Source organism: Vibrio sp. 1727, from assembly GCF_033344415.1.
Classification (GTDB): Bacteria; Pseudomonadota; Gammaproteobacteria; order Enterobacterales; family Vibrionaceae; genus Vibrio; species Vibrio alginolyticus.
In genome coordinates, this window is record NZ_JAWPOT010000021.1 from 75,994 (window position 1) to 96,326 (window position 20,333).

Sequence of the window (20,333 nt, forward strand, 5' to 3'; positions counted from 1 at the left end):
ATGCTCTGGGCGTTAGAACTCGAATAAAAAGTAATACCCGTATCCAACAATAAACGCAGGAATGGACGAATAAATTGTCGCGACCAAAGCAGCTTTCGGTGCCATAGCAATGGCGGGGAATAGGGCGTCACCATCATTGGAAATCGCATTTGCCAATTGCGCCGAAAGTGGCGCTGCACCAGAGATGTACAGGCTAGTGACTAAAATTTGCGGACCACAACCAGGTAGCATACCAATGGCTAAGCCAGCTAATGGCATCCATATCCCCCAATGAGAAAAGGTTTCTACGAGGTCGATTCCAGAAAAATAGGTCGTCAGTTCAAACGCCAGAAAAGCGACGATCACCCAAGCACTGACGAAGTTTGTGTCTTGAGCCGCTTTTTGAATTGGATGCGAGTCCACAATTTTTTCATCTTCAGAGACCGTTGACTGATAATCGCCGAGCTCTTTTGTCATAGCCCACAACGACATTGTGATCACCGCGAAGATAGCGCCCAGCCATTCAATGGTGTTGGCTTTCAAAGATAGCAACTGATTAATATCTATTTGGAAAGACATTAACACAGCAACGACACTAGCAGGCACAATAAGCCATTTCCAAAATGCACCTTGTAGATTGATTGCACGTTGTTCAAGAGGCGTGTGTCGGTCTGTCTGGTGTTGGCAACAAGCATGTGTCTGAGGTGCTTCTTTTGGTTCTGGTCGCAGAAAGTTATCAGCATGAAAAGCATTAACGACTAACCCTGAAAGAGTACCCACGATAATGCCTAATCCAACCACGCCTAATCCAACACTTGGTTTGGCGGCCAGAAGTAAAAAGGCAGCGTCACCCATTGTTGAAGTAAGTACCGCGACAATCGCACCAAATCCCACTCGGCCACTAATAAATTGCGTTGTCACAACAATAGCGCCACCACAGCCAGGCAAAGCACCCAATAAAGAAGCAAAGAAAACCTGATGATTACGCGAGCGATGGTAGAGCTCGGTAATTCGATTGGTTTTCGACATAAAGTTTGAAAGATAATGATAAATAGCCAATGTGGCAGCAACATAGCATGACACTGCCCAGAATGAGTCGGATAGCGTCTGTACGGCTACGTCACGTGTATTTTCATTGCCTAGCAAAATGAGCATGACGATAGGGATCAGCAATCGCTTATAAGCTAAACGAAACTGAGTAGGCTGAAACAACTGTTGTGCAGAGTGTAATAATTGGGTCGCGTTCATCGTTTACTCAAATGCAAATAGGAATAATTATCATTATATGTAAATGAGATTTATTCGCAATAGCATTGTGAACTTTTCTTCGTGTCAAACTCTCTGAAATCAGGTAAAGTATCGGCCTTTGTGAGCAAACACGCCCTAATTAACTGTATTAGGCGGCGTATAAAATTGACTTGAATAGGAAGAAACATGATTCTAGTTGTAGGTCATAAGAACCCAGACAGTGACAGTATTTGTAGTGCACTCGTTGCAACTGAACTTCTAAAAGCGCGTGGCGTTGAAGCTATGCCAATTCGCCAAGGCGAAATCAACCGTGAAACTCAGCACATCCTAGAAGTTGCTGGCGCTGAAGTTCCTGAGCTTCGCACATCAGTTGCGGGTGAGACCGTTTGGCTAGTAGATTACTCAGATCTAGCACAAGCACCAGACGATATCGCAGAAGCTGAAATTGCGGGTATTGTTGACCACCACCGTCTAGGTGACGTGATGACAGTAAACCCAATGGAAGCATGGATCTGGCCTGTTGGTTGTACCAACACTGTTCTATTCAACATGTTCAAGATTGAAGGTCACGCGATTACTCCACAAATTGCTAAGCTAATGATGTCAGCAATTCTATCTGACACAGTAGGTTTTGCTTCTCCAACTTGTACACAAAAAGACAAAGATGCCGTTGCTGAACTAGCGGCAATCGCAGACGTACAAGATGTTGACGCGTTCACTAAAGATCTTCTAATTGCTAAAACAAACATCGAAGGTCTATCAGCGGCTGAGCTTGTTGAGAAAGACCTTAAAGGTTACCCATTCAACGGTCGTGACGTAGTGGTTGGTCAGGTTGAACTTGCAACTCTTGAGCAAGTTGACGGTATGATCGAAGCACTAGAAGCAGACCTAGAATCTCGTTGTGAGAAAGATAACCTAGCGTTCGCTGCTGTAATGCTAACAGACATCACGACTGCTCAAACTCGTCTTCTATACAAAGGTGAGTGGGCTGAGAAGCTTGTTAAGCACGAAAAAGACGGCATGCTAATGATGGAAAACACGCTAAGCCGTAAGAAGCAAGGTTGGCCTTGGCTTCAAACTGAGCTAGCTTAATTTTCTAGCATATACTTTAAATGCCCGCTTAGCTGCGGGCATTTTTCTATGGGAAATAGGAGACGAATATGTCTGAGCAACTGACCCAAGAGCAGATGGATACCATTAATCGCTACAACGAAGAGCAACGTTTAAAGTACTGCGTAAAAGAGATTGTGGCGAATCGTAAGGTTTGGATTCTGAAAGACGAACATGGCTGTGTCATGTTAAATACAGAAGATGATGATTGTGTACCAGTATGGCCAAACGAAGAGTTCGCTTTGCAATGGGCGAATGGTGATTGGGAAGATTGCGAGCCTGAGGCGATCTCTTTAAACAAGTGGCACAGCCGTTGGACCTCTGGTCTAGAGGATGACGAGCTATCGATTGTTGTATTCCCAAATCAAAATGAAGAAGGGGTCGTATTGTTTCCTGACGAGTTTGATTTTGAACTGCGCAAACAAGCGAGCCGCCGTTAGTTTTTTGATTAGTACCCATGCAATAAAGAAGCCTGCGTTAAAGCAGGCTTCTTTACATTTGCACGATTACATCTTTGATAAGCTATTTTGTTTGATGGCTTGGCGCTTTATAAAAGTGGCTTTCGACTAGTCGTTGAGTAATAGGATGCTCGGGATGAGTCAGTACTTGGTTGGTCTCGCCAAACTCGACCACTTCACCTTCATGCATCACCATCACTTTATCAGTAATATGCTTAACAATGCCAATATGCTGAGACACGTACACAAATGACAATCCCATCTCTTCTTGCAACTCGAGGAATAAGTTAATGATCTGCGAGCGCATTGCCATATCCAAACCGTTTAACGCCTCATCAGCGACAATGATGGAAGGTTGAAGAATAAGTGCACGAGCCAAACATACGCGCTGTTTTTGACCGGCAGCTAGCATTTGTGGATAAAAATAGGCGTGCTCAGGCAGCAATCCTACGCGGAGCAGGGTGTTCTTTACACGCTGCATGCGCGCATCTGGCGGCATGTTGGTATTTCGCTTTAGCGGACCTTCTAAAATACGACCAATCTGGATACGTGGGTTTAACGATGTGTTTGGATCTTGGAAAATCATGCGGATGAGCTTGCAGCGTGTCGCGTAATCTTTGTGCTCCAATCGTTCGCCATTCACACGAATCTCTCCGGAGCTTGGTTCAACAACGCCAGCAAGCATACGAGCTAGTGTGGATTTTCCTGACCCGTTTTGACCAATAAAACCAATAGTTTGTCCTGGCTCTAAAGTAAAGCTTACCGGTTTAACTGCCTCATTAACCTGACGTTTGAACAGACGGGAGCGTGTAACAAATTGCTTCGATAAATTATCGACTTCAAGTAACGCACTCATGACTTTTTCTCCGTGTTCAATGGAAAGTGGCAGTTAAATTTATGATTCTTAATTCGTCTGGTGTGTGGAATTTCTACACATTGTTTCTGCGCATATGGGCAACGTGGTCCGAGGCGACAACCGATAGGTAGATGCTGCAATGGCGGAATCGAGCCCGGTAGGGATTGGAGTTTTTGCTTGTGTGGTACCCAATCATTAAAGTCAGGCATCGCTTTAAGCAACGCATCGGTGTACGGGTGCTTGGGTGCCGCAATGATTTTACTGGTATCGGCAGACTCCACCGACTGACCACAATACATTACCGTAATACGCCCTGCCCACTGTGTTATGGTCGCTAAGTCGTGGCCGATAAGCAGAATGGTTGTGTTATTAAGTTGGTTCATGCGGCTCAACAGACGCAAAATTTGCGATTGGGTAATCGGGTCTAAGTCGTTGGTTGGTTCATCTGCGATCAGCAATTTAGGTTTGGTCGCAATCGCCATGGCAATCATGACCTTTTGACACTCACCATCAGTCAGTTCATAAGGGTAGCTACCCATTAAACGCTTGTGATCTTTAATACCCACTTTATGCAAAAGCGCGATGGCCTGTTTTTTACGCCATTTAAATCGCTCCCACCATTTCCCTTCAAATGCGCGAGATGGAATGGATTCAATCAATTGACGCCCGACTTCCTCTGAAGGGTCAAGACAAGTTGAAGGTTCTTGGAAAATCATCGCAATATCACGAGCAATGACGCGCCGACGCTCTTTTGGTGTAAGCTGAAGCAAGTCAATATTGCCAAGGCGCATACGGTCTGCGGTGATGCGCCAGTTATCTTTACTTACCCCGACAATCGCTTTTGCAACTAAGCTTTTTCCTGAACCAGACTCACCTACAAGACCACGAATTTCGCCTTCGTTCAAAGTTAGGCTCATTCGGTCAACGGCTTTGACCAACCCTTGAGGTGTTTCGATCTCAATGGTCAAATGTCGAATATCTAACAACGGCATTATTCGATCCCCGCATTAAGCGCTTGACGTACACCTTCACCTACTAAGTTTAGGGTAATAACAGTAAACATGATGGTCAGGCCGGGTAGGGTCACTGTCCAAGGTGCAATATAAATAAGCTCGACAGAATCACCTAATATTGCTCCCCACTCGGTGCTTGGGGCCTGTGCGCCTAGGCCAAGAAAACCCAGTGCCGTAATATCTAAAATCGCAGCAGACAGCGCGAGTGTGATTTCAGCGGCAATGACCGTCAGAATGTTAGGAAGAATTGAACTCCACAGTAAGTAGAAATCATTAGCGCCATCAAGGCGTGCTGCCATTATGTAGTCTTTTTCAACTTCGGTGTGGACTGCGATATAAACAGAGCGAATAAAACGCGGAATCAAAGCTAAGCAGATTGCGAGTAAAATATTGAACCCACCAAAGCCGAGAAATGCCACAAAAATGATTGCTAATAAGAGCGACGGGGTCGACATGACGGTATCGAGCAAGTGGTTGAGAGTACTCGACAGTAAGCCTTTCGTCATACCTGCCAATACGCCAATTAAACAGCCTACAACGGCAGCAATTGCGGTGATGGCGACAGCAGCGCCAAATGTTAGCTGAGAGCCCATAATCAGGCGCGAAAGAATATCTCTACCTAAGTCATCGGTCCCCAAAAAGTAATCAACCGTTCCTGCTGGGGCCCATGATGGCGGCACAAGCAACTCACCTGACTGTGCTTGGGCGTCAAATGGTGCAAGTAGGGGCGCAAAAATGGTAATAAGGACGATAAACACCAAGCACCACAAGCCAAACATGGCTAGTCCGTTGGCGCGGTAGCTTCGCCAAAAACGCTCAAACTGTGTTGGAATGCGCTCTTCCTGATAAACGTTATTTGTTAGCATACCATTCCTTTCGAACTAAAGGGTTAATCATCGCGCCAATCAAATCCGAGAGTATGTTAGCGGTAAGAACCAAAGTCGCAAGTACCATCACGCCAGCTTGGATAGATGCATAGTCTTGGCTTGCTAGCGCATCTAAAAGCCAACGACCAATACCTGGCCAGTTAAAAATAGACTCCGTGATGATAGCTAAGGTAATCATACTCGAAAGTTGAACACCAACTTTGGGAATGATAGGCGGTATCGCATTCCGCAATACATGTTGAGTTACGATTTCGCGGTTAGAAAGACCTTTGATTCTCGCTGCACGGATGTAGTTTTGGCTCATCACTTCCGCTACCGAGGAACGCATTAGTCCGACAACCTGGGTGGTTGGAGCCAAAGCGAGCACCAAACATGGCAGCACCATATGCTCAATAACGCTTTGCAGTGCGTGAGCGCGGTATTCGCCTTTCGCCATGAATGCGTCGATAATGGCAAACCCGGTTACATGATCAATTTCGTAAAGCAGGTCATATCGTCCTGCCACGGGAAAGAGTTGGTACTCTAATGAAAAGACCATGATAAGTAGCAGAGCTACCCAAAAGATTGGGGCGGAATAACCAGACATTGACATGAATGAAATGCTGGTATCGAGCCATTTACCTTGCTTCATCCCAGCCACGGTTCCAAGTGGAATACCGATCAAAAGGGACACCAAAAAGGCAAAGAAACACAATTCCAAAGTGGCTGGGAATACAACGGCGAGCTCGTCATAAATCGCGTTGCCGTTTTTACTTATGCCAAAATCAAGCTGAGAAAGGTTGATTAAGTAAGTTTGCCAACCAGACCAAAAATCAACGTTTGCCCAGTGCGAGAGAGGGTCAAGGCGTAGCAGAGAAAAGCCCACTAATGTAAGGATCATCAAAGTGATGATAAATAGGTTAAAGCGTCGAACGGTATACCAAAACATCAGTGAATTCTCTCAACTCTATCAAACGGTTGGGCATTGAAAGGGCTTGATTTGAAGCCTGTCAGCGATTTGTCGTGCACACGGAACTGCACGCCATGCGCCAGAGGAATAACCGGGAACTCTTGATTCAAAATGTTCTGTGCTTGGCGATATAGGTTCAAACGGTAACGCGGTTCTTGAGTTTCTAACGCCAAATCGAGCAAGAAATCGAAGTCATCGTTACACCACATGGACACGTTAAGGCCAACGCGGTCAGACTCGCAAGATAATAAAGGGCGGAAAAAGTTGTCAGGATCCCCGGTATCACCAATCCAACCTGTTAAAAGTAAATCGATATCGTTGATGTTCTCCAAATCCACACGTTCAAACCTATCATCGGTCAGTAGCGTTAATTTAACCCCAATATCGGCAAAATTCGCTTGGATTAACTCCGCAGTCTTGCGAGGGCTTGGGTTAAAAGCACGTGGTTCAAGTGGTACCCACATGGTCAATTCTAGGCCGTCTTCGTAGCCTGCATCTCGAAGTAGTGCCAATGCATAATTCCGGTCATAACGAATTTTTACGCTGTCTTTTTGATAAGCCCATGAATTTGGTGGTAGCAAGGTATAAGCTTGGGAGCCAGTTCCGTAGTAAACCGAATCTAAAATATTTTGACGGTTGATCGCTAAGTTAAGAGCTTGGCGAACTCGAGCATCACTCAGCGCGGTGGTTTCTGTGTTTATCGCAATAAAGGAAACGTTGTTAGCTGGTGTAGCCGTCAGCTCAAGGTTGTCATTTTCTTGAATGACAGGTATTTGGCTCGAAATAGGTGAAGAGAGTACGTCACACTCGTTTCTTAAAAGTTTAGCTAATGTACCCGTGCCTCTGTGAGAGATATCGAACACCACTTGTTCCATTTTTGCTGGTGACTTCCAGTAATTAGAATGACGCTCTAATCGAATCAAATCGTTCACTTGGTACTCTTTTAATTGATAAGGGCCGGTACCGATAGGAAGTTGGTCGATTTCTTCTTTATGATCTTTTGCTGCCAATTGCTGTCCATACTCCGCAGACAAGATAACCGCATGGCTGGTGGCAATATTGGCCAAGAAAGAAAAGTTTGGCTGAGATAACGTAAACCTTACCGTATGCTCATCTATTGCAACCACGTCTTGGAGTAGGTTTTGAAAATCTAACCCTGCAAACCATGGATAAAAACCACCACCTACTTGGTGAAAAGGATGGTCTACATCGATGATTCGCTTGAAGCTAAATACCACATCTTTTGCATTCAATGGGCGAGTGGGTGTGAACCAAGGCGTGGTTTGGAATTTAACACCACGTTTAAGCTTAAACGTGTATTCCGTCCCTGATTCATTTACTGACCAACTCTCGGCGATGCTTGCCACGGGCTGATGTGATTTAGGATCGAGCGTGAGCAGCGTATCGTACAGCTGCGGGCTAAGAGCCTCTGCGGTAATACCGCTATCAATAAGCTGAGGGTTAAACGTGGTCGGCTTACCTTGTCCGCAAAACACAAAGCCAGCTTTGCGAATATCATTGTGGTCAATTTCATCGCCACAAGCGGTCAGTAGGCTAATCCCAATAAGGCTCAGCGATAATCTTATAAAAGCATTCATAATATGAAATGTTCATTGGATCTTGCTCGTTTCGTTTGATCTTACTCTTTCAAAGCTAACAAGCGAAAATGATCTCGCTAATTTATCACCTTTGTGAACTCGCTCCAAACATAAAATCCATACACTGTAAGGTGTTATGCCATAAATGCATGCGAATTAGAGCGCAGTCACGAGCTCGTGTATTGATTGAGTACTCTCGGTCAAGTTAGCTTTGTCCGACCAAACCATATTTTCTAACCATCCCTCGTAATTGGTGATAGCTCAAGCCAAGTAGCTCGGCTGCTTGTCGTTGATTAAACTTGGCTTCTTCCAATGCACGATTGAGTAAATGGATATCTTGTTCCTCTTGCCATTGTTTATAGTCTAGAGGGAATTGGATGGTGTTGCTTGATGCTTCCTCTTCTTGTTGTTCTGCTTGTTTTGCACTATGGCCAAGCGCGCTGTGCCAAACCGTTTCAAAAGGATTGAAAACCAGTTCATCAATTGGGTGAGCATTCAGACCATGTTGGTAAATCGCACGTTCAATCACGTTTTTTAGTTCGCGGACGTTACCGGGCCATTCATATTCAATAAGCGACTGCTGCGCTTTTGGGGTAAAACCGACAAAGTATTCCAGTTGCAGTTCACGACACATTTTCATCGCGTAGTGCTCTGCTAAAGAGAGAATGTCTTCTTTGCGCTCGCGAAGAGGGGGTAACATAATGACATCGAAGGCTAGCCTGTCGAGCAGATCTGCACGAAAATCACCTTGCTCTGCCAACTTTGGTAGGTCGGCATTGGTTGCACAAACAAGTCGAACATCAGCATTGAGAGCGGTATGACCGCCAACTCGTTCATATTCACCATATTCAATGACACGTAATAGCTTTTCTTGAACTAAAAGTGGTGCGGTTGCCAGTTCGTCAAGAAACAAAGTACCGCCCTCGGCGCGCTCGAAACGCCCTTTATGCTTACCTTTAGAGCCCGTGAAGGAGCCGGATTCATGTCCAAACAATTCGGAATCTATTAGCCCTTCGCTTAATGTCGCACAGTTGAGTGATAGTAGTGGTTTATCCCAACGTCTTGATAAATAATGCAAACGTTGAGCGATGAGTTCTTTACCCGTACCTCGTTCACCAATGATGAGGACAGGGCGCTCAATGGGTGCAAGTTGTGATACTTTATCTAGTACAGCGAGAAAAGCAGGTGATTCACCAATCAGGTTTTGCTTCATAAAGTCCTTCTTATTTAACAGCCGAGCCATGATTCAGGGATAGAGTTGGTAAATTTCACCAACAGTTGGTGAAAAACATCATAGCACAATAGTGTGTAACGACAACAAAATGAATAACACTCTGATTTAAAAGAAAATTATAAGTTGGCACGTTACTTGTTATATATTCAGGGAGACACAAGGTTAATCACCACCTTGTCGAGTTTTAATAGGAAAAAAGAGGAGTTCCGTTATGGGTATTTTTTCTCGATTTGCAGATATCGTTAACTCAAACATCAGTGCATTACTGGACAAGGCGGAAGATCCTGAAAAAATGATCCGTCTTATCATTCAAGAAATGGAAGACACACTTGTTGAAGTGCGTACTAACTCAGCTAAAGCGATTGCAGACAAGAAAGAGTTGGCTCGTAAGGTTGAAACGTTAGAAGAGCAAATTGGCGAATGGGGCCAAAAAGCGAGCTTAGCATTAGTTAAAGAGCGCGAAGATCTAGCTCGTGCAGCATTAATTGAAAAGCAAAAGCTAGAGCAAGTAATTAAAGGCCTCCACACTGAGCAAACCTTAGTGGAAGAAACGATCGATAAGCTTACTGGCGAGATTGGTAAGTTGGAAAGCAAAATTGCTGAAACGCGCGCAAAACAGCAAGCACTAGCAATTCGTAACCAAACTGCATCTAACCGTCGTGATGTGCAAAAACACCTGCACACTAGCCGTACTAATGAAGCGATGGCGAAATTTGAGCAGTACTCACGTAAAGTGGATGAAATGGAAGCGGAAGCAGACCTGTATGCTCAAACTGGTAATGCTAAATCGCTAGAACAAGAGTTTGCAGAGTTGCAGGCACAAGACGAAATTGAAAAAGAGTTGGCAAAGCTGAAAGAACAGATGTCATCGAAAGATAAATAAGAAAGGAGCCATTTATGTCGGCATTTTTTATAGCAGGACCAGTGATTGTCTTTTTAATCTTTGTCGCTCCACTATGGCTCTTCTTACACTATCGCAGCAAACGCAAAACAGATAGTGCACTGTCGAGCCAAGATTTAGAGCGCCTTCAGGTACTATCTGAAAAAGCGGAAGCGATGCAGTCCCGAGTTGATACATTGGAGCGCATCTTGGATGCTGAGTCACCAACATGGAGACGCAAGTATGAATAATCGAGAACTGTATCGTGATCCAGTAAATGGCAAAATCTCCGGTGTTTGCGCCGGAATTGCCAACTACTTTGGTGCAGAAGTTTGGTTGATTCGTATTGTAGTGATTTCTGCAGCGCTGTTAGGTGGTACGTTTTTGGTATTGTTAGCGTACATCGCGATGGCGTTTATGTTAGAAAAGCAACCAGTAACGTATTCTGAAAATATCAGAGCGCAGCAAGAGCATACGCTCAAAAGTAAGCCTTGGCAAAAAGGGCAAAGCCCTGATCAACTGCTCAGTGTGTTGGAAAGGGATTTTGACCGTCTTGATGGCAAAATTCGTAACATGGAAGCTTATGTTACGTCTGATACATATAGGGTGAACAGAGAATTCAGTAAGCTTTAGGCATTTTGTATCCAAAGAAGATTTAACTGAAGCAGGCATAAAGCCTGCTTTTTTATCACAAATTACTAATTTTAAAGCACTATTAATCTTTTCTGCTCTGGAAGTTCGTTCAAAATTCATCTACTTTAAAAATAATCCCCCAATTTTTATGGATGAATGTAATGAGAAAATTGCTCATTCCTATTGCCATCTCGGCTGTCTTGTCGGGGTGCGGTAAAGAACTTCCTCCTGTTCCTGAACCTGAATCGCGCCCTGCGAAGCTATTTACAGTATCTGTTGGCAATGCCCAGTTTGAGCGACATTTTCCTGCCACGACGGAAGCTGGCGATAGAGCAGTACTGACATTTCGAGTTCCTGGGCTTCTTCAAACGATAGAAGTGAATGAAGGTCAAGTCGTTAGTAAAGGTGATGTTTTGGCGTCATTAAAACCAGATGAATATTCTCTGCTCGAACAGCAAGCTCGGGCAAATTTTTTGCTCGCAGATGTGCAATACAAGCGATACCAAAAGCTACGTAAAGACCAAGTAGTATCTGAGCAAGATTTTGATGAGGCAAAAGCGAATCACAACTCAGCAAAAGCTCAATGGAATCAAGCAAAGGCAAACTTAAGATATACCAAACTTGTCGCGCCATATGATGGCACTATTTCGTACATTCCAGCAGAAAACCATGAATATGTTGCCGCGAAAGAAGGGGTGATGAATATTCAGTCCAACCAACTCCTCAAAGTGATATTCCAAATCCCAGACTATCTTCTAAATCGTTACACGCAGGGGAGCGATGTCTCTGCCAGAATGATATTTGATGCGTTCCCCGAGCGAGCCTTTGACTTAACCTTTCAGGAAATCGATACAGAAGCCGATCCTAAAACGGGCAGTTACAAAGTCACGATGGTCATGGAGCGACCAGCAGAAATAGGCCTTTTGCCGGGAATGTCTGGCAATGCTTACCTCCTGTCCAAAAGTGCAGGAGCGACAAAGATTCCTAACTCCGCGTTGCTAGAAGAGAACGGCAAAACGTACGTTTGGCGTGTCGATGAGCAAGGCATTGTGTCTAAAGCCGCAATTGAGATGAATGACAAAAATCAAGTGTTAGCTGGGCTTAACGATGGCGACCAAATCATTATCTCGGGTGTCAGTGTAATTGAACCCGGAATTAAGGTAAGAGCGTGGATTAAGGAAAGAGGGTTGTAATATGAAAGGAATCATCTCTCTAGCGACTTTACTTTCAACGCTTTTTCTCGTTGGCTGTGGGGATAAGGCGCCAGAAAAAGAGCTCGAAACGCCACGAGTTAGAGTTACGTCATTAGCGGGAAACAAGGTGGATGACAACTTGTACTTCCCTGCGGTTGCGAATGCAGCGGATCGCTCTCATTTGAGCTTCAGAGTAACAGGAGAAGTCAGCCGCATCATGGTAAAAGAGGGCGACAAAGTCACGAAGGGTGATGTTATTGCAACGCTAGATCCCACTGACTATGAGTTGGATGTAGATAATGCGAGTGCGCGTTTTTCTGTTGTCGACAGTCAGTATCGCCGCTCACGCCCTTTGGTTGATAAAGGCCTATTAGCTAAGTCTCAGTTTGATGAAATTGCAGCACAACGACAAATCGCCTTAGCAGAGCTTCAGTTAGCCAAACTTCGTCTATCATTTACTGCCTTAAAAGCGCCCGTGGATGGGATTATTTCGCGAGTTAATATCGACCAATTCGAAAATGTTCAAGTCGGACAGCATATCGTTAATATTCACAGCTTGGAGCGAGTCGAAGTGTTGATTCAGCTTCCAGACCGCCTCTATGTGAACCAACCGCCAACGGAAGAGAGGCTCACCGCGATCAAAGCATTGGTGCGCGTGCCCAGCGGTAACGAATACAACGCGACGGTAAAAGAGTTTACGACGGAGCCCGATCCAACAACAGGTACGTTTACTGTCACACTGTCGCTTCCTATGCCGGAAGAAGAGTACATCCTAGATGGGATGGCTGTTGAAGTAACGTCTAAAGACGAGAATGTTGGGCTTGATCTCAACCTAGGAATTAATGTCCCTATCGAAGCCATTTTTAATGCGGATGGTGACGAGCTGGGGCGCGAAAACAAATTTGTTTGGGTACTGAATGACGACAATACGGTATCGCGCAAACAGGTGCGAGCAGGTAAGGCATCTAAAACGTCCATTCAAATCCTTGATGGTCTCATGCTCAAAGACAAAGTCGTGATTGCCGGTGTTTCTCGATTAAGGGATGGCATGAAAGTGGAAGTGATACAGGAAATGGCTACGCAGGAGGTCGGTCTATGAGCGATCTTAATAAATCAGTGCCTCAAAGTGATGATGATGTGACCGGTATTGCTGCGTACTTCATCCGAAATCGCGTCATCAGTTGGATGGTCGCACTGATATTTTTGATTGGTGGTATCGCCGCATTCTTTGGTTTAGGGCGTCTTGAGGACCCTGCTTTTACTATTAAAGATGCGATGGTAGTGACCTCTTACCCTGGTGCGACACCGCAACAAGTCGAAGAAGAAGTGACGTACCCAATCGAAAAAGCGATTCAGCAGCTTACTTATGTTGATGAAGTAAATTCGATTTCTAGCCGGGGATTATCTCAAATCACGGTCACGATGAAGAACAATTATGGCCCTGATGATCTACCACAAATTTGGGATGAGTTGCGCCGTAAAGTGAACGACCTTAAAGGGACGTTGCCTCCAGGTGTGAATGAACCTCAAGTGATCGATGATTTTGGTGATGTTTACGGGATTTTGTTAGCGGTGACTGGCGACGGTTATAGCTATAAAGAGCTACTGGATTACGTCGATTACTTACGCCGAGAGCTCGAACTGGTTGATGGCGTGAGTAAAGTTTCGGTATCCGGGCAACAGCAAGAACAAGTTTTCATCGAAGTATCGATGAAAAAGCTGAGCAGTATAGGTCTTGCTCCGGATACCGTGTTTAATCTTCTTTCGACGCAAAACGTGGTTTCTGACGCAGGAGCGATCAGAATTGGTGACGAGTACATCAGAATTCAGCCGACTGGCGAGTTCCAGAGTGTGGAGGAGCTGGGTGATTTGTTGATTACTGAGTCGGGCGCTCAGGGGCTCATTTTCTTGAAAGATGTGGCGGAAATAAAACGCGGGTATGTAGAAGTACCGAGTAATATTATTAATTTTAACGGAAGTCTTGCACTAAACGTCGGCGTTTCTTTTGCTGAAGGCGTCAATGTGGTTGAAGTCGGAAAAGCGTTTGATCATCGCCTTGCCGAGCTAAAGTACCAACAACCTGTCGGTATCGAAATCTCGGAAATTTACAGTCAGCCTAAAGAGGTGGATAAATCGGTTAGCGGTTTTGTTGTGAGCTTAGCTCAAGCAGTCGGTATCGTTATTATCGTACTTCTGTTCTTTATGGGGCTACGTTCGGGGCTACTTATCGGTTTAATCTTGCTGCTGACGGTATTGGGTACGTTCATTTTCATGAAGTATCTCGCGATAGATTTGCAGCGGATTTCATTAGGTGCCTTGGTTATCGCGTTAGGTATGCTGGTGGACAATGCAATCGTTGTGGTTGAGGGGATTTTGATTGGTACTCAAAAAGGGCGAACTCGACTCCAAGCAGCGACCGACATTGTTACCCAAACAAAGTGGCCATTACTTGGGGCAACTGTGATTGCGGTAACTGCATTTGCGCCAATTGGACTGTCTGAAGACTCGACGGGCGAATACTGTGGCACTTTATTTACGGTTCTGCTGATCTCTTTAATGTTGAGCTGGTTTACCGCTATCTCGTTGACACCATTCTTTGCTGACATCTTCTTTAAAGGCCAGAAGATTAAACAAGGTGAAGGGGAAGAAAATGATCCATATAACGGGGTTATTTTCGTTATTTATAAAAAGTTTCTTCAGTTTTGTATGCGTCGTGCTTGGTTTACCGTTGTGGTGCTGATTGTGGGATTAGCGGCAAGTGTTTACGGGTTCACCTTTGTGAAGCAAGCGTTTTTCCCATCTTCGACAACGCCGATTTTTCAGTTAGATGTATGGATGCCAGAAGGAACTGATATTCGAGCAACCAACACAACGCTTAAAGAGTTAGAAAGTTGGTTAGCTAAGCAAGAGCATGTTGACCATATCACGACGACCGCGGGTAAAGGCTTACAGCGCTTCATGTTAACGTACGCGCCAGAGAAAAGTTATGCGGCTTATGGTGAGATAACCACTCGTATGGAAAATTACGAAGCGTTGAAACCATTAATGGCGAAGTTTCGAGAGTATTTAAAAGCCAACTATCCAGAAATCAATTACAAGCTCAAACAGATTGAGTTAGGCCCTGGTGGTGGTGCAAAAATTGAAGCGCGCATTATTGGCTCTGATCCAACCGTCCTTCGTACGATAGCCGCTCAGGTCAAGGACATCATGTACGCCGATCCTCAGGCAACAAATATCAGGCATGATTGGCGTGAACGAACCCAAGTTCTTGAACCTCAGTTTAACGAGAGTCAGGCACGTCGCTATGGCATTACCAAATCGGACGTCGATGATTTCTTGTCCATGTCATTCTCTGGAATGACGATAGGCTTATACCGAGACGGCACGACGCTCATGCCTATCGTGGCTCGTTTACCAGAAGATGAGCGCATTGATATTCGTAACATCGAAGGCATGAAAATATGGAGTCCAGCACAGAGTGAGTTTATCCCACTTCAACAAGTCACAATGGGTTACGACATGCGTTGGGAGGATCCTATCATCGTACGTAAGAACCGTAAGCGTATGCTCACTGTGATGGCAGACCCTGATATTCTAGGTGAAGAAACCGCATCGACGTTGCAAAAACGTTTACAGCCCCAAATCGAAGCGATTCAAATGCCTCCTGGCTATTCACTAGAGTGGGGTGGTGAATACGAATCTTCTGGTGATGCTCAAGAGTCACTGTTTACTACTATGCCAATGGGGTACTTGTTCATGTTCTTGATCACTGTATTCCTATTTAACTCTATCAAAGAGCCACTCATTGTTTGGCTTACCGTGCCACTGGCGTTAATTGGTGTCACCACCGGTTTGTTGGCACTCAACACGCCGTTTGGTTTTATGGCATTGCTCGGCTTCTTAAGCTTATCGGGAATGGTGCTCAAAAATGGCATCGTATTACTGGACCAAATTGAAATTGAAATGAAGTCCGGTAAAGAGGCTTATGACGCGGTCGTTGATGCTGCGGTAAGTCGCGTCCGTCCCGTTTGTATGGCTGCTATCACGACGATCCTTGGTATGATCCCACTGTTGCCAGATATCTTCTTCAAACCAATGGCGGTTACGATTATGTTTGGTTTGGGTTTTGCGACAGTCCTGACACTGATTGTCGTGCCAGTGTTGTATCGTTTGTTCCATAAAGTGGCAGTACCGAAACAGGCTTAGTGCTACTGATATAAAGATGAAAAGTATTGCGCCTCTAGCTCATCAGTTAGAGGCGCTTTTTAAGGCAGAATAATGACAGAACAAAAAACGTGTGCGTGGGCGATGAATCACCCATTAGAGCGCGAATATCATGATTCCGAATGGGGCGTGCCAGTATATGACGACCAAGTCCTGTTTGAATTTATTACTTTGGAAGGTGCGCAAGCTGGTCTTAGTTGGATCACCATCCTTAAAAAGCGCGAAGGTTACAGAGAAGCGTTCGAGAATTACGATCTAGATGCGTTGGAACAAAGAAATGAAGAACGCGCTGAATACATCGTGGAAAACTTCGATGTTGTGAGACATCGCGGAAAGATTAACTCGGTATTCAGTAATGCCAAAGCGGCCAAAGCGTTAATTGCTGAATACGGGAGTTTATCAGACGCGTTGTGGCAGTTCGTGGACGGTGAACCAATCGTCAATCAATGGCAACATATGAGTGACGTACCAGCTTCGACAGAGCAATCCAAAGCCATGAGTAAATTTCTAAAAAAGAAAGGCTTCAAGTTTGTCGGTGAAACCATCTGTTATGCTTTCATGCAAGCCGTCGGCATGGTGGATGACCATATCGTGGGATGTCCTAAAAAGCAGAATAAGTAACGTTTGGCGATTAAGCTAATGTTGTTAGTTCTGGCTATCATGAATACGTTCCAAAGCTTCGATTCGACGCCATTGAGTGGCATCGAAGCTTTGTTTTCTTAAAGCAATGATTTCTGCCTGTTTTTCGTCTTGCCCTAGAAAATCCCTATTCAGAATATTTTGACGCTGCTTTAAGTAAGTGGCGAGTTGAGTCTCAAATGATGCTCTTTGCTCATCAAGCTTTTGCAGCCTCTGCGCTCCGGCATCTCCTACCAGAGCAACACGGGCGATGTACTTGTCTTGTGAATCAAGCTGAGAAGCTTGCTCGAGCTGCTCTGCTAATGCGTTATTGCGTTCACTTTCTCGTATGTAATCCGGTTGTTCTGATAGCGCTTGATTGAGAAGGTGTGCTTGACTCTCGATATCCGATGCCTGTGTTTTAATCGTCAGCTTTTCTAAAGCAAGTTGGCGAAGTCGGTTTTCTTCGTCAAACAATTGGGTTATCTGCACCTCGTTAAAGTATTGAAGCTGTAAGTTCAGTATTGCTTCATTCAGCATGGTTAACTGTTCAAGCGTTAGGTGGTTGTGCTCAAAAGGCTCTAATGCAGTGAGTGCTTGCTTGTAGGAAAGGTAGGCTTGAAAAAGTGTGGCATCAATATTCAGAGTTTGCTTTGCTAAAGTGTCATCATTGACTTCCGCTTTGATCGTATCGAGATCTTCTTCGCCCAGCCGGCTAAGAGAATATTCGAAGAAATCTTTTGGAGAAGAGACATCGGCGGCTATATCTTGCTGAGATTGCGAATGGTTAGAGGTTATCTCTTGTTGTTTGTCGCTTTGCAACAGAGAAAGCGCTCCCACGCCAAATATCGAGAGCAGGATAAAAGTGGTGAGAGCGACTTTCTTCATTGTGATGACCTCTTATAAACCTTGAAGTTTGAGACGATTTGCATGTTGGCGATAAAGCGTGACTGGATCGGTTTCAAAAAGATGATGAATACCGAGTAGGCCGTTAATTTCATCCAAATGGTTCATTTGATAATCATCACGTATGACTTTGCCCAAATGTGTGCTGCACGCACCAACTAAGCCATCATTTGGCCCATCAAAGGCTAAGCCAAGTACCATCATGGCAGCGTCGGTCGGATCGAAAACGTTTGTAAAAGTGGATGATCCGGTCCATGAGTAGTAATAAACGCCATTTGAAGCCAGCAAGTCACCATTACCACACTCACTGGTAGGGACTCCCTCCGGGTAGTGTTGGTTAAACGCTAATGATCCTTCCGTGGTTAATGCTGCTAGTGAGGCTAAAGGGTCTTGGTCGAGATCAGAACCACCTGATAGAAGATTAATAAGAGTAGTTAAGCCTTGCGCCAGTTTTACCGCGAGCTGCTCACTACCCGAACCCTCGGATACGGTGCCACGAACTAGATCTGCCACTTTAGACCCTTTATTAACGCCTCCTATACTCGTAACTGATGCGACTAGGTCAGGACGGACAGAGGCAACATAGCGCGTTGTTGGACCACCATGACTGTGACCAATGAGATTGACTTTCTCTGCGCCTGTTGCTGCAAGTAAGGTTTTGACTTGAGCAAGCAGTTGCTCCCCTCGAACTTCGCTGCTATTGGTCGCGGATACCTGTGCAACATAAACCGTAGCGCCATCTTTTGTTAAGGAATGTGGTATTCCGAAAAAGTAATCAACGCCTGCCAGGGTATCAAAACCAAACAAACCGTGAACCAGAACAATCGGATACTTGGTTTGGGTATAACCTGTTGCAGCGTATACGGAGGTTATTGGGACGGTAACTAAGGTAAAAAGCATTAGCGCTATAAATTTGAGTTTCAAAACTATCTCCTTGTGGTATGACCTCTTATGAATGATAAAAAGTAGGAGAGAAACTCTAAATTTGGAAAGCCTATTTGTGGCACATTATTTCATTCTGTGACTGCTCAATTGAAAAACAACACAAATGATTAACATTAATTAATAGTTCTGGTGAATGTTAGTTAATTCTAATTAAGTCAGGGAGTTATAAAAACGCCCCGCAATGCAGGGCGATTCAATCATTGTTATAGGGAGACTTCTTTTTCAAGCATTAAGGCATTATAACGCGCAAAACCAGCCTCTAAATCAGCGATCAAGTCATTTACGTCTTCTAAGCCAATATGAATACGAACCAAAGTACCTTCAAAGTGTGGGTGAGCTACGGTTCTCAGACTGTTAAAGCTCTTAGGTTCGTTAGCTAGAATGAGGCTTTCATAACCGCCCCAAGAGTAACCCATACTGAAGTGTTTCATGCCATCAAGCAGAGCCGTCGTCGCTTTTGGATAAGACGTTTTGAGAACAAATGAAAACAAGCCGTTTCCCCCTGTGAAGTCTCGTTTGAAAAACTCATGGCCAGGGCTTGTTTCTAAAGCTGGATGGCGGACATGATCAACTTCTGGGCGAGAAGCGAGCCACTGAGCGACTTTTAAACTGCTTTCTGCGTGCTGTCTTAGGCGAACATCCAACGTGCGAATACCTCGAAGACCTAGGTATGCGTCGTCAGGAGAAACGCACTGACCCATCAGGTAGCTTTGTTCACGAAGCTGATCCCAATACTTTTCAGAAGCCACAGCAGTACCTAGCATGACATCTGAATGTCCAACGATATACTTAGTCGCCGCTTGAATGGAAATGTCTACGCCATGCTCGAAAGGAGAGAAGTTCACGCCAGCTCCCCATGTGTTGTCAAGCATCACAATGATATCTTGCTCGTGGGCAATGCGCGCTAATGTAGGTACATCTTGGACTTCCATGGTTATTGAACCAGGAGATTCCAAGAAAAGGACTTTGGTATTCGGCTGAATCAAGTCTCGGATACCTTCACCGATCATTGGGTCATAATAGGTTGTTTCGATGCCCATCTTTTTCATGATGGTGTTACAAAAGTCACGAGTTGGTTCGTAACAAGTGTCCACCATTAGAATGTGATCGCCAGTTTCAACGAAAGAGAGGATGGCGTTTGAAATTGCTGCCGTTCCACAAGGGTAAAGCGCGCAACCAGCTCCACCTTCAATCTCAACCATTGCGTCTTGGAAAGCAAAGTGCGTGTTGGTGCCTCGGCGACCATAAAACAACGTTTTGTTTGCACGATTAATGGTGGCTTGGTTCTTTTCTGCAACGGTATTGAATACCACAGTTGAAGCGCGTTGAACGGGTGGGTTTACAACACCATTTGTCCACTTTTTATCGCGGCCAGCGGTAATGAGTTTGGTTTTTTTTCCCTCTGACATAAAAGTTCCCTGTCTTAAATATTGCGGTTTGAAATATTTAAAACATGGACGACGTAGGTTATGCAAGGGAAAAGTCAACTATCAGCCAATAACAGCCAAGATGAACAGGTAATGATGTCGAGAGGTATCGTGTAGATAGGGAGCTAAAAGAACAAACCTCCAGCAGGATGCATATAGCGCTGGAGGTTTTTTA

At 44.8% G+C, this 20,333-nt stretch carries 19 protein-coding genes; 9 read left to right on the forward strand and 10 right to left on the reverse strand.

Annotation, left to right across the window (positions count from 1 at the left end):
- Nucleotides 1–12: 12 nt before the first annotated feature.
- A complete protein-coding gene (locus R8O10_RS18900; protein ID WP_025766868.1) occupies nucleotides 13–1,227 on the reverse strand; it encodes a putative manganese transporter in 1,215 nt (404 codons plus the stop codon).
- Between the two features lie 186 nt (nucleotides 1,228–1,413).
- Between R8O10_RS18900 and R8O10_RS18905 the strand changes: the two genes are divergently transcribed.
- Nucleotides 1,414–2,319 carry a manganese-dependent inorganic pyrophosphatase gene (locus tag R8O10_RS18905; protein ID WP_017634678.1) on the forward strand — a complete coding sequence of 302 codons (906 nt, stop codon included), beginning with the start codon at nucleotides 1,414–1,416 and terminating at the stop codon, nucleotides 2,317–2,319.
- Nucleotides 2,320–2,387: 68 nt separating this feature from the next.
- Entirely contained in the window at nucleotides 2,388–2,777 is a 390-nt protein-coding gene (locus R8O10_RS18910) for a DUF2750 domain-containing protein (protein WP_005378129.1), read from the forward strand.
- A gap of 82 nt (nucleotides 2,778–2,859) precedes the next feature.
- On the opposite strand, the gene R8O10_RS18915 is transcribed toward R8O10_RS18910, so the two are convergent.
- The 6 genes from R8O10_RS18915 to pspF form a co-directional block, all read right to left on the reverse strand.
- Nucleotides 2,860–3,651 (reverse strand): ATP-binding cassette domain-containing protein, encoded by a 792-nt coding sequence (locus R8O10_RS18915; RefSeq protein ID WP_005393308.1) that lies wholly within the window; start codon nucleotides 3,649–3,651, stop codon nucleotides 2,860–2,862.
- Nucleotides 3,648–4,643, reverse strand: coding sequence for an oligopeptide/dipeptide ABC transporter ATP-binding protein (locus R8O10_RS18920; RefSeq protein ID WP_005378126.1), 996 nt, complete (start codon nucleotides 4,641–4,643; stop codon nucleotides 3,648–3,650). The genes R8O10_RS18915 and R8O10_RS18920 overlap by 4 nt, the downstream gene beginning before the upstream one ends.
- Nucleotides 4,643–5,530, reverse strand: coding sequence for an ABC transporter permease subunit (locus R8O10_RS18925; protein ID WP_318191652.1), 888 nt, complete (start codon nucleotides 5,528–5,530; stop codon nucleotides 4,643–4,645). Before R8O10_RS18925 ends, R8O10_RS18920 begins: the two co-directional genes overlap by 1 nt.
- Nucleotides 5,517–6,479: an ABC transporter permease gene (locus tag R8O10_RS18930; RefSeq protein ID WP_005378122.1), complete on the reverse strand. Its 963-nt coding sequence runs from the start codon at nucleotides 6,477–6,479 to the stop codon at nucleotides 5,517–5,519. The genes R8O10_RS18925 and R8O10_RS18930 overlap by 14 nt, the downstream gene beginning before the upstream one ends.
- Nucleotides 6,479–8,098, reverse strand: a complete 1,620-nt coding sequence (gene sapA, locus R8O10_RS18935; RefSeq protein WP_017820870.1) for an ABC transporter substrate-binding protein SapA — start codon at nucleotides 8,096–8,098, stop codon at nucleotides 6,479–6,481. Before sapA ends, R8O10_RS18930 begins: the two co-directional genes overlap by 1 nt.
- Before the next feature lie 205 nt (nucleotides 8,099–8,303).
- A complete protein-coding gene (pspF, locus tag R8O10_RS18940; protein WP_017820869.1) occupies nucleotides 8,304–9,311 on the reverse strand; it encodes a phage shock protein operon transcriptional activator in 1,008 nt (335 codons plus the stop codon).
- 232 nt (nucleotides 9,312–9,543) lie between these two features.
- Here pspF and pspA point away from each other — a divergent pair, with 232 nt between their 5' ends.
- The 7 genes from pspA to R8O10_RS18975 all read left to right on the forward strand — a co-directional run bounded on the left by pspA (nucleotide 9,544) and on the right by R8O10_RS18975 (nucleotide 16,883).
- Nucleotides 9,544–10,215, forward strand: a complete 672-nt coding sequence (gene pspA, locus R8O10_RS18945; RefSeq protein WP_005378119.1) for a phage shock protein PspA — start codon at nucleotides 9,544–9,546, stop codon at nucleotides 10,213–10,215.
- A 14-nt stretch (nucleotides 10,216–10,229) separates the two neighbouring features.
- Nucleotides 10,230–10,463: an envelope stress response membrane protein PspB gene (gene pspB / locus R8O10_RS18950; protein ID WP_005378117.1), complete on the forward strand. Its 234-nt coding sequence runs from the start codon at nucleotides 10,230–10,232 to the stop codon at nucleotides 10,461–10,463.
- Nucleotides 10,456–10,845 (forward strand): envelope stress response membrane protein PspC, encoded by a 390-nt coding sequence (pspC, locus tag R8O10_RS18955; RefSeq protein WP_025766867.1) that lies wholly within the window; start codon nucleotides 10,456–10,458, stop codon nucleotides 10,843–10,845. The genes pspB and pspC overlap by 8 nt, the downstream gene beginning before the upstream one ends.
- Before the next feature lie 161 nt (nucleotides 10,846–11,006).
- Nucleotides 11,007–12,038: an efflux RND transporter periplasmic adaptor subunit gene (locus R8O10_RS18960; RefSeq protein WP_205460896.1), complete on the forward strand. Its 1,032-nt coding sequence runs from the start codon at nucleotides 11,007–11,009 to the stop codon at nucleotides 12,036–12,038.
- Between the two features lies 1 nt (nucleotide 12,039).
- Nucleotides 12,040–13,137 carry an efflux RND transporter periplasmic adaptor subunit gene (locus R8O10_RS18965; protein WP_315956955.1) on the forward strand — a complete coding sequence of 366 codons (1,098 nt, stop codon included), beginning with the start codon at nucleotides 12,040–12,042 and terminating at the stop codon, nucleotides 13,135–13,137.
- Nucleotides 13,134–16,244, forward strand: a complete 3,111-nt coding sequence (gene vmeI / locus R8O10_RS18970) for an efflux RND transporter permease subunit VmeI (protein WP_053307437.1) — start codon at nucleotides 13,134–13,136, stop codon at nucleotides 16,242–16,244. Before R8O10_RS18965 ends, vmeI begins: the two co-directional genes overlap by 4 nt.
- Nucleotides 16,245–16,316: 72 nt before the next feature.
- Complete coding sequence (locus tag R8O10_RS18975) at nucleotides 16,317–16,883, forward strand: DNA-3-methyladenine glycosylase I (RefSeq protein WP_005378109.1); 567 nt, start codon at nucleotides 16,317–16,319, stop codon at nucleotides 16,881–16,883.
- Between the two features lie 24 nt (nucleotides 16,884–16,907).
- Here the strand turns inward: R8O10_RS18975 and R8O10_RS18980 are convergent, their stop codons facing one another.
- The 3 genes from R8O10_RS18980 to R8O10_RS18990 form a co-directional block, all read right to left on the reverse strand.
- Nucleotides 16,908–17,768, reverse strand: coding sequence for a lipase secretion chaperone (locus tag R8O10_RS18980; RefSeq protein WP_213893744.1), 861 nt, complete (start codon nucleotides 17,766–17,768; stop codon nucleotides 16,908–16,910).
- A 12-nt stretch (nucleotides 17,769–17,780) separates the two neighbouring features.
- On the reverse strand, nucleotides 17,781–18,686 hold the full coding sequence (locus tag R8O10_RS18985; protein ID WP_258488663.1) for an esterase/lipase family protein: 906 nt from the start codon (nucleotides 18,684–18,686) through the stop codon (nucleotides 17,781–17,783).
- Between the two features lie 248 nt (nucleotides 18,687–18,934).
- A complete protein-coding gene (locus tag R8O10_RS18990; protein ID WP_017820862.1) occupies nucleotides 18,935–20,140 on the reverse strand; it encodes a cystathionine beta-lyase in 1,206 nt (401 codons plus the stop codon).
- Between the last annotated feature and the right edge of the window lie 193 nt (nucleotides 20,141–20,333).

Bases quoted from the DNA above. Each gene is read 5' to 3' on its own strand.
- R8O10_RS18900 (WP_025766868.1), bottom strand. From the start codon at position 1,227: ATGAACGCGACCCAATTATTACACTCTGCACAACAGTTGTTTCAGCCT.
- R8O10_RS18905 (WP_017634678.1), top strand. From the start codon at position 1,414: ATGATTCTAGTTGTAGGTCATAAGAACCCAGACAGTGACAGTATTTGT.
- R8O10_RS18910 (WP_005378129.1), top strand. From the start codon at position 2,388: ATGTCTGAGCAACTGACCCAAGAGCAGATGGATACCATTAATCGCTAC.
- R8O10_RS18915 (WP_005393308.1), bottom strand. From the start codon at position 3,651: ATGAGTGCGTTACTTGAAGTCGATAATTTATCGAAGCAATTTGTTACA.
- R8O10_RS18920 (WP_005378126.1), bottom strand. From the start codon at position 4,643: ATGCCGTTGTTAGATATTCGACATTTGACCATTGAGATCGAAACACCT.
- R8O10_RS18925 (WP_318191652.1), bottom strand. From the start codon at position 5,530: ATGCTAACAAATAACGTTTATCAGGAAGAGCGCATTCCAACACAGTTT.
- R8O10_RS18930 (WP_005378122.1), bottom strand. From the start codon at position 6,479: ATGTTTTGGTATACCGTTCGACGCTTTAACCTATTTATCATCACTTTG.
- sapA (WP_017820870.1), bottom strand. From the start codon at position 8,098: ATGAATGCTTTTATAAGATTATCGCTGAGCCTTATTGGGATTAGCCTA.
- pspF (WP_017820869.1), bottom strand. From the start codon at position 9,311: ATGAAGCAAAACCTGATTGGTGAATCACCTGCTTTTCTCGCTGTACTA.
- pspA (WP_005378119.1), top strand. From the start codon at position 9,544: ATGGGTATTTTTTCTCGATTTGCAGATATCGTTAACTCAAACATCAGT.
- pspB (WP_005378117.1), top strand. From the start codon at position 10,230: ATGTCGGCATTTTTTATAGCAGGACCAGTGATTGTCTTTTTAATCTTT.
- pspC (WP_025766867.1), top strand. From the start codon at position 10,456: ATGAATAATCGAGAACTGTATCGTGATCCAGTAAATGGCAAAATCTCC.
- R8O10_RS18960 (WP_205460896.1), top strand. From the start codon at position 11,007: ATGAGAAAATTGCTCATTCCTATTGCCATCTCGGCTGTCTTGTCGGGG.
- R8O10_RS18965 (WP_315956955.1), top strand. From the start codon at position 12,040: ATGAAAGGAATCATCTCTCTAGCGACTTTACTTTCAACGCTTTTTCTC.
- vmeI (WP_053307437.1), top strand. From the start codon at position 13,134: ATGAGCGATCTTAATAAATCAGTGCCTCAAAGTGATGATGATGTGACC.
- R8O10_RS18975 (WP_005378109.1), top strand. From the start codon at position 16,317: ATGACAGAACAAAAAACGTGTGCGTGGGCGATGAATCACCCATTAGAG.
- R8O10_RS18980 (WP_213893744.1), bottom strand. From the start codon at position 17,768: ATGAAGAAAGTCGCTCTCACCACTTTTATCCTGCTCTCGATATTTGGC.
- R8O10_RS18985 (WP_258488663.1), bottom strand. From the start codon at position 18,686: ATGCTTTTTACCTTAGTTACCGTCCCAATAACCTCCGTATACGCTGCA.
- R8O10_RS18990 (WP_017820862.1), bottom strand. From the start codon at position 20,140: ATGTCAGAGGGAAAAAAAACCAAACTCATTACCGCTGGCCGCGATAAA.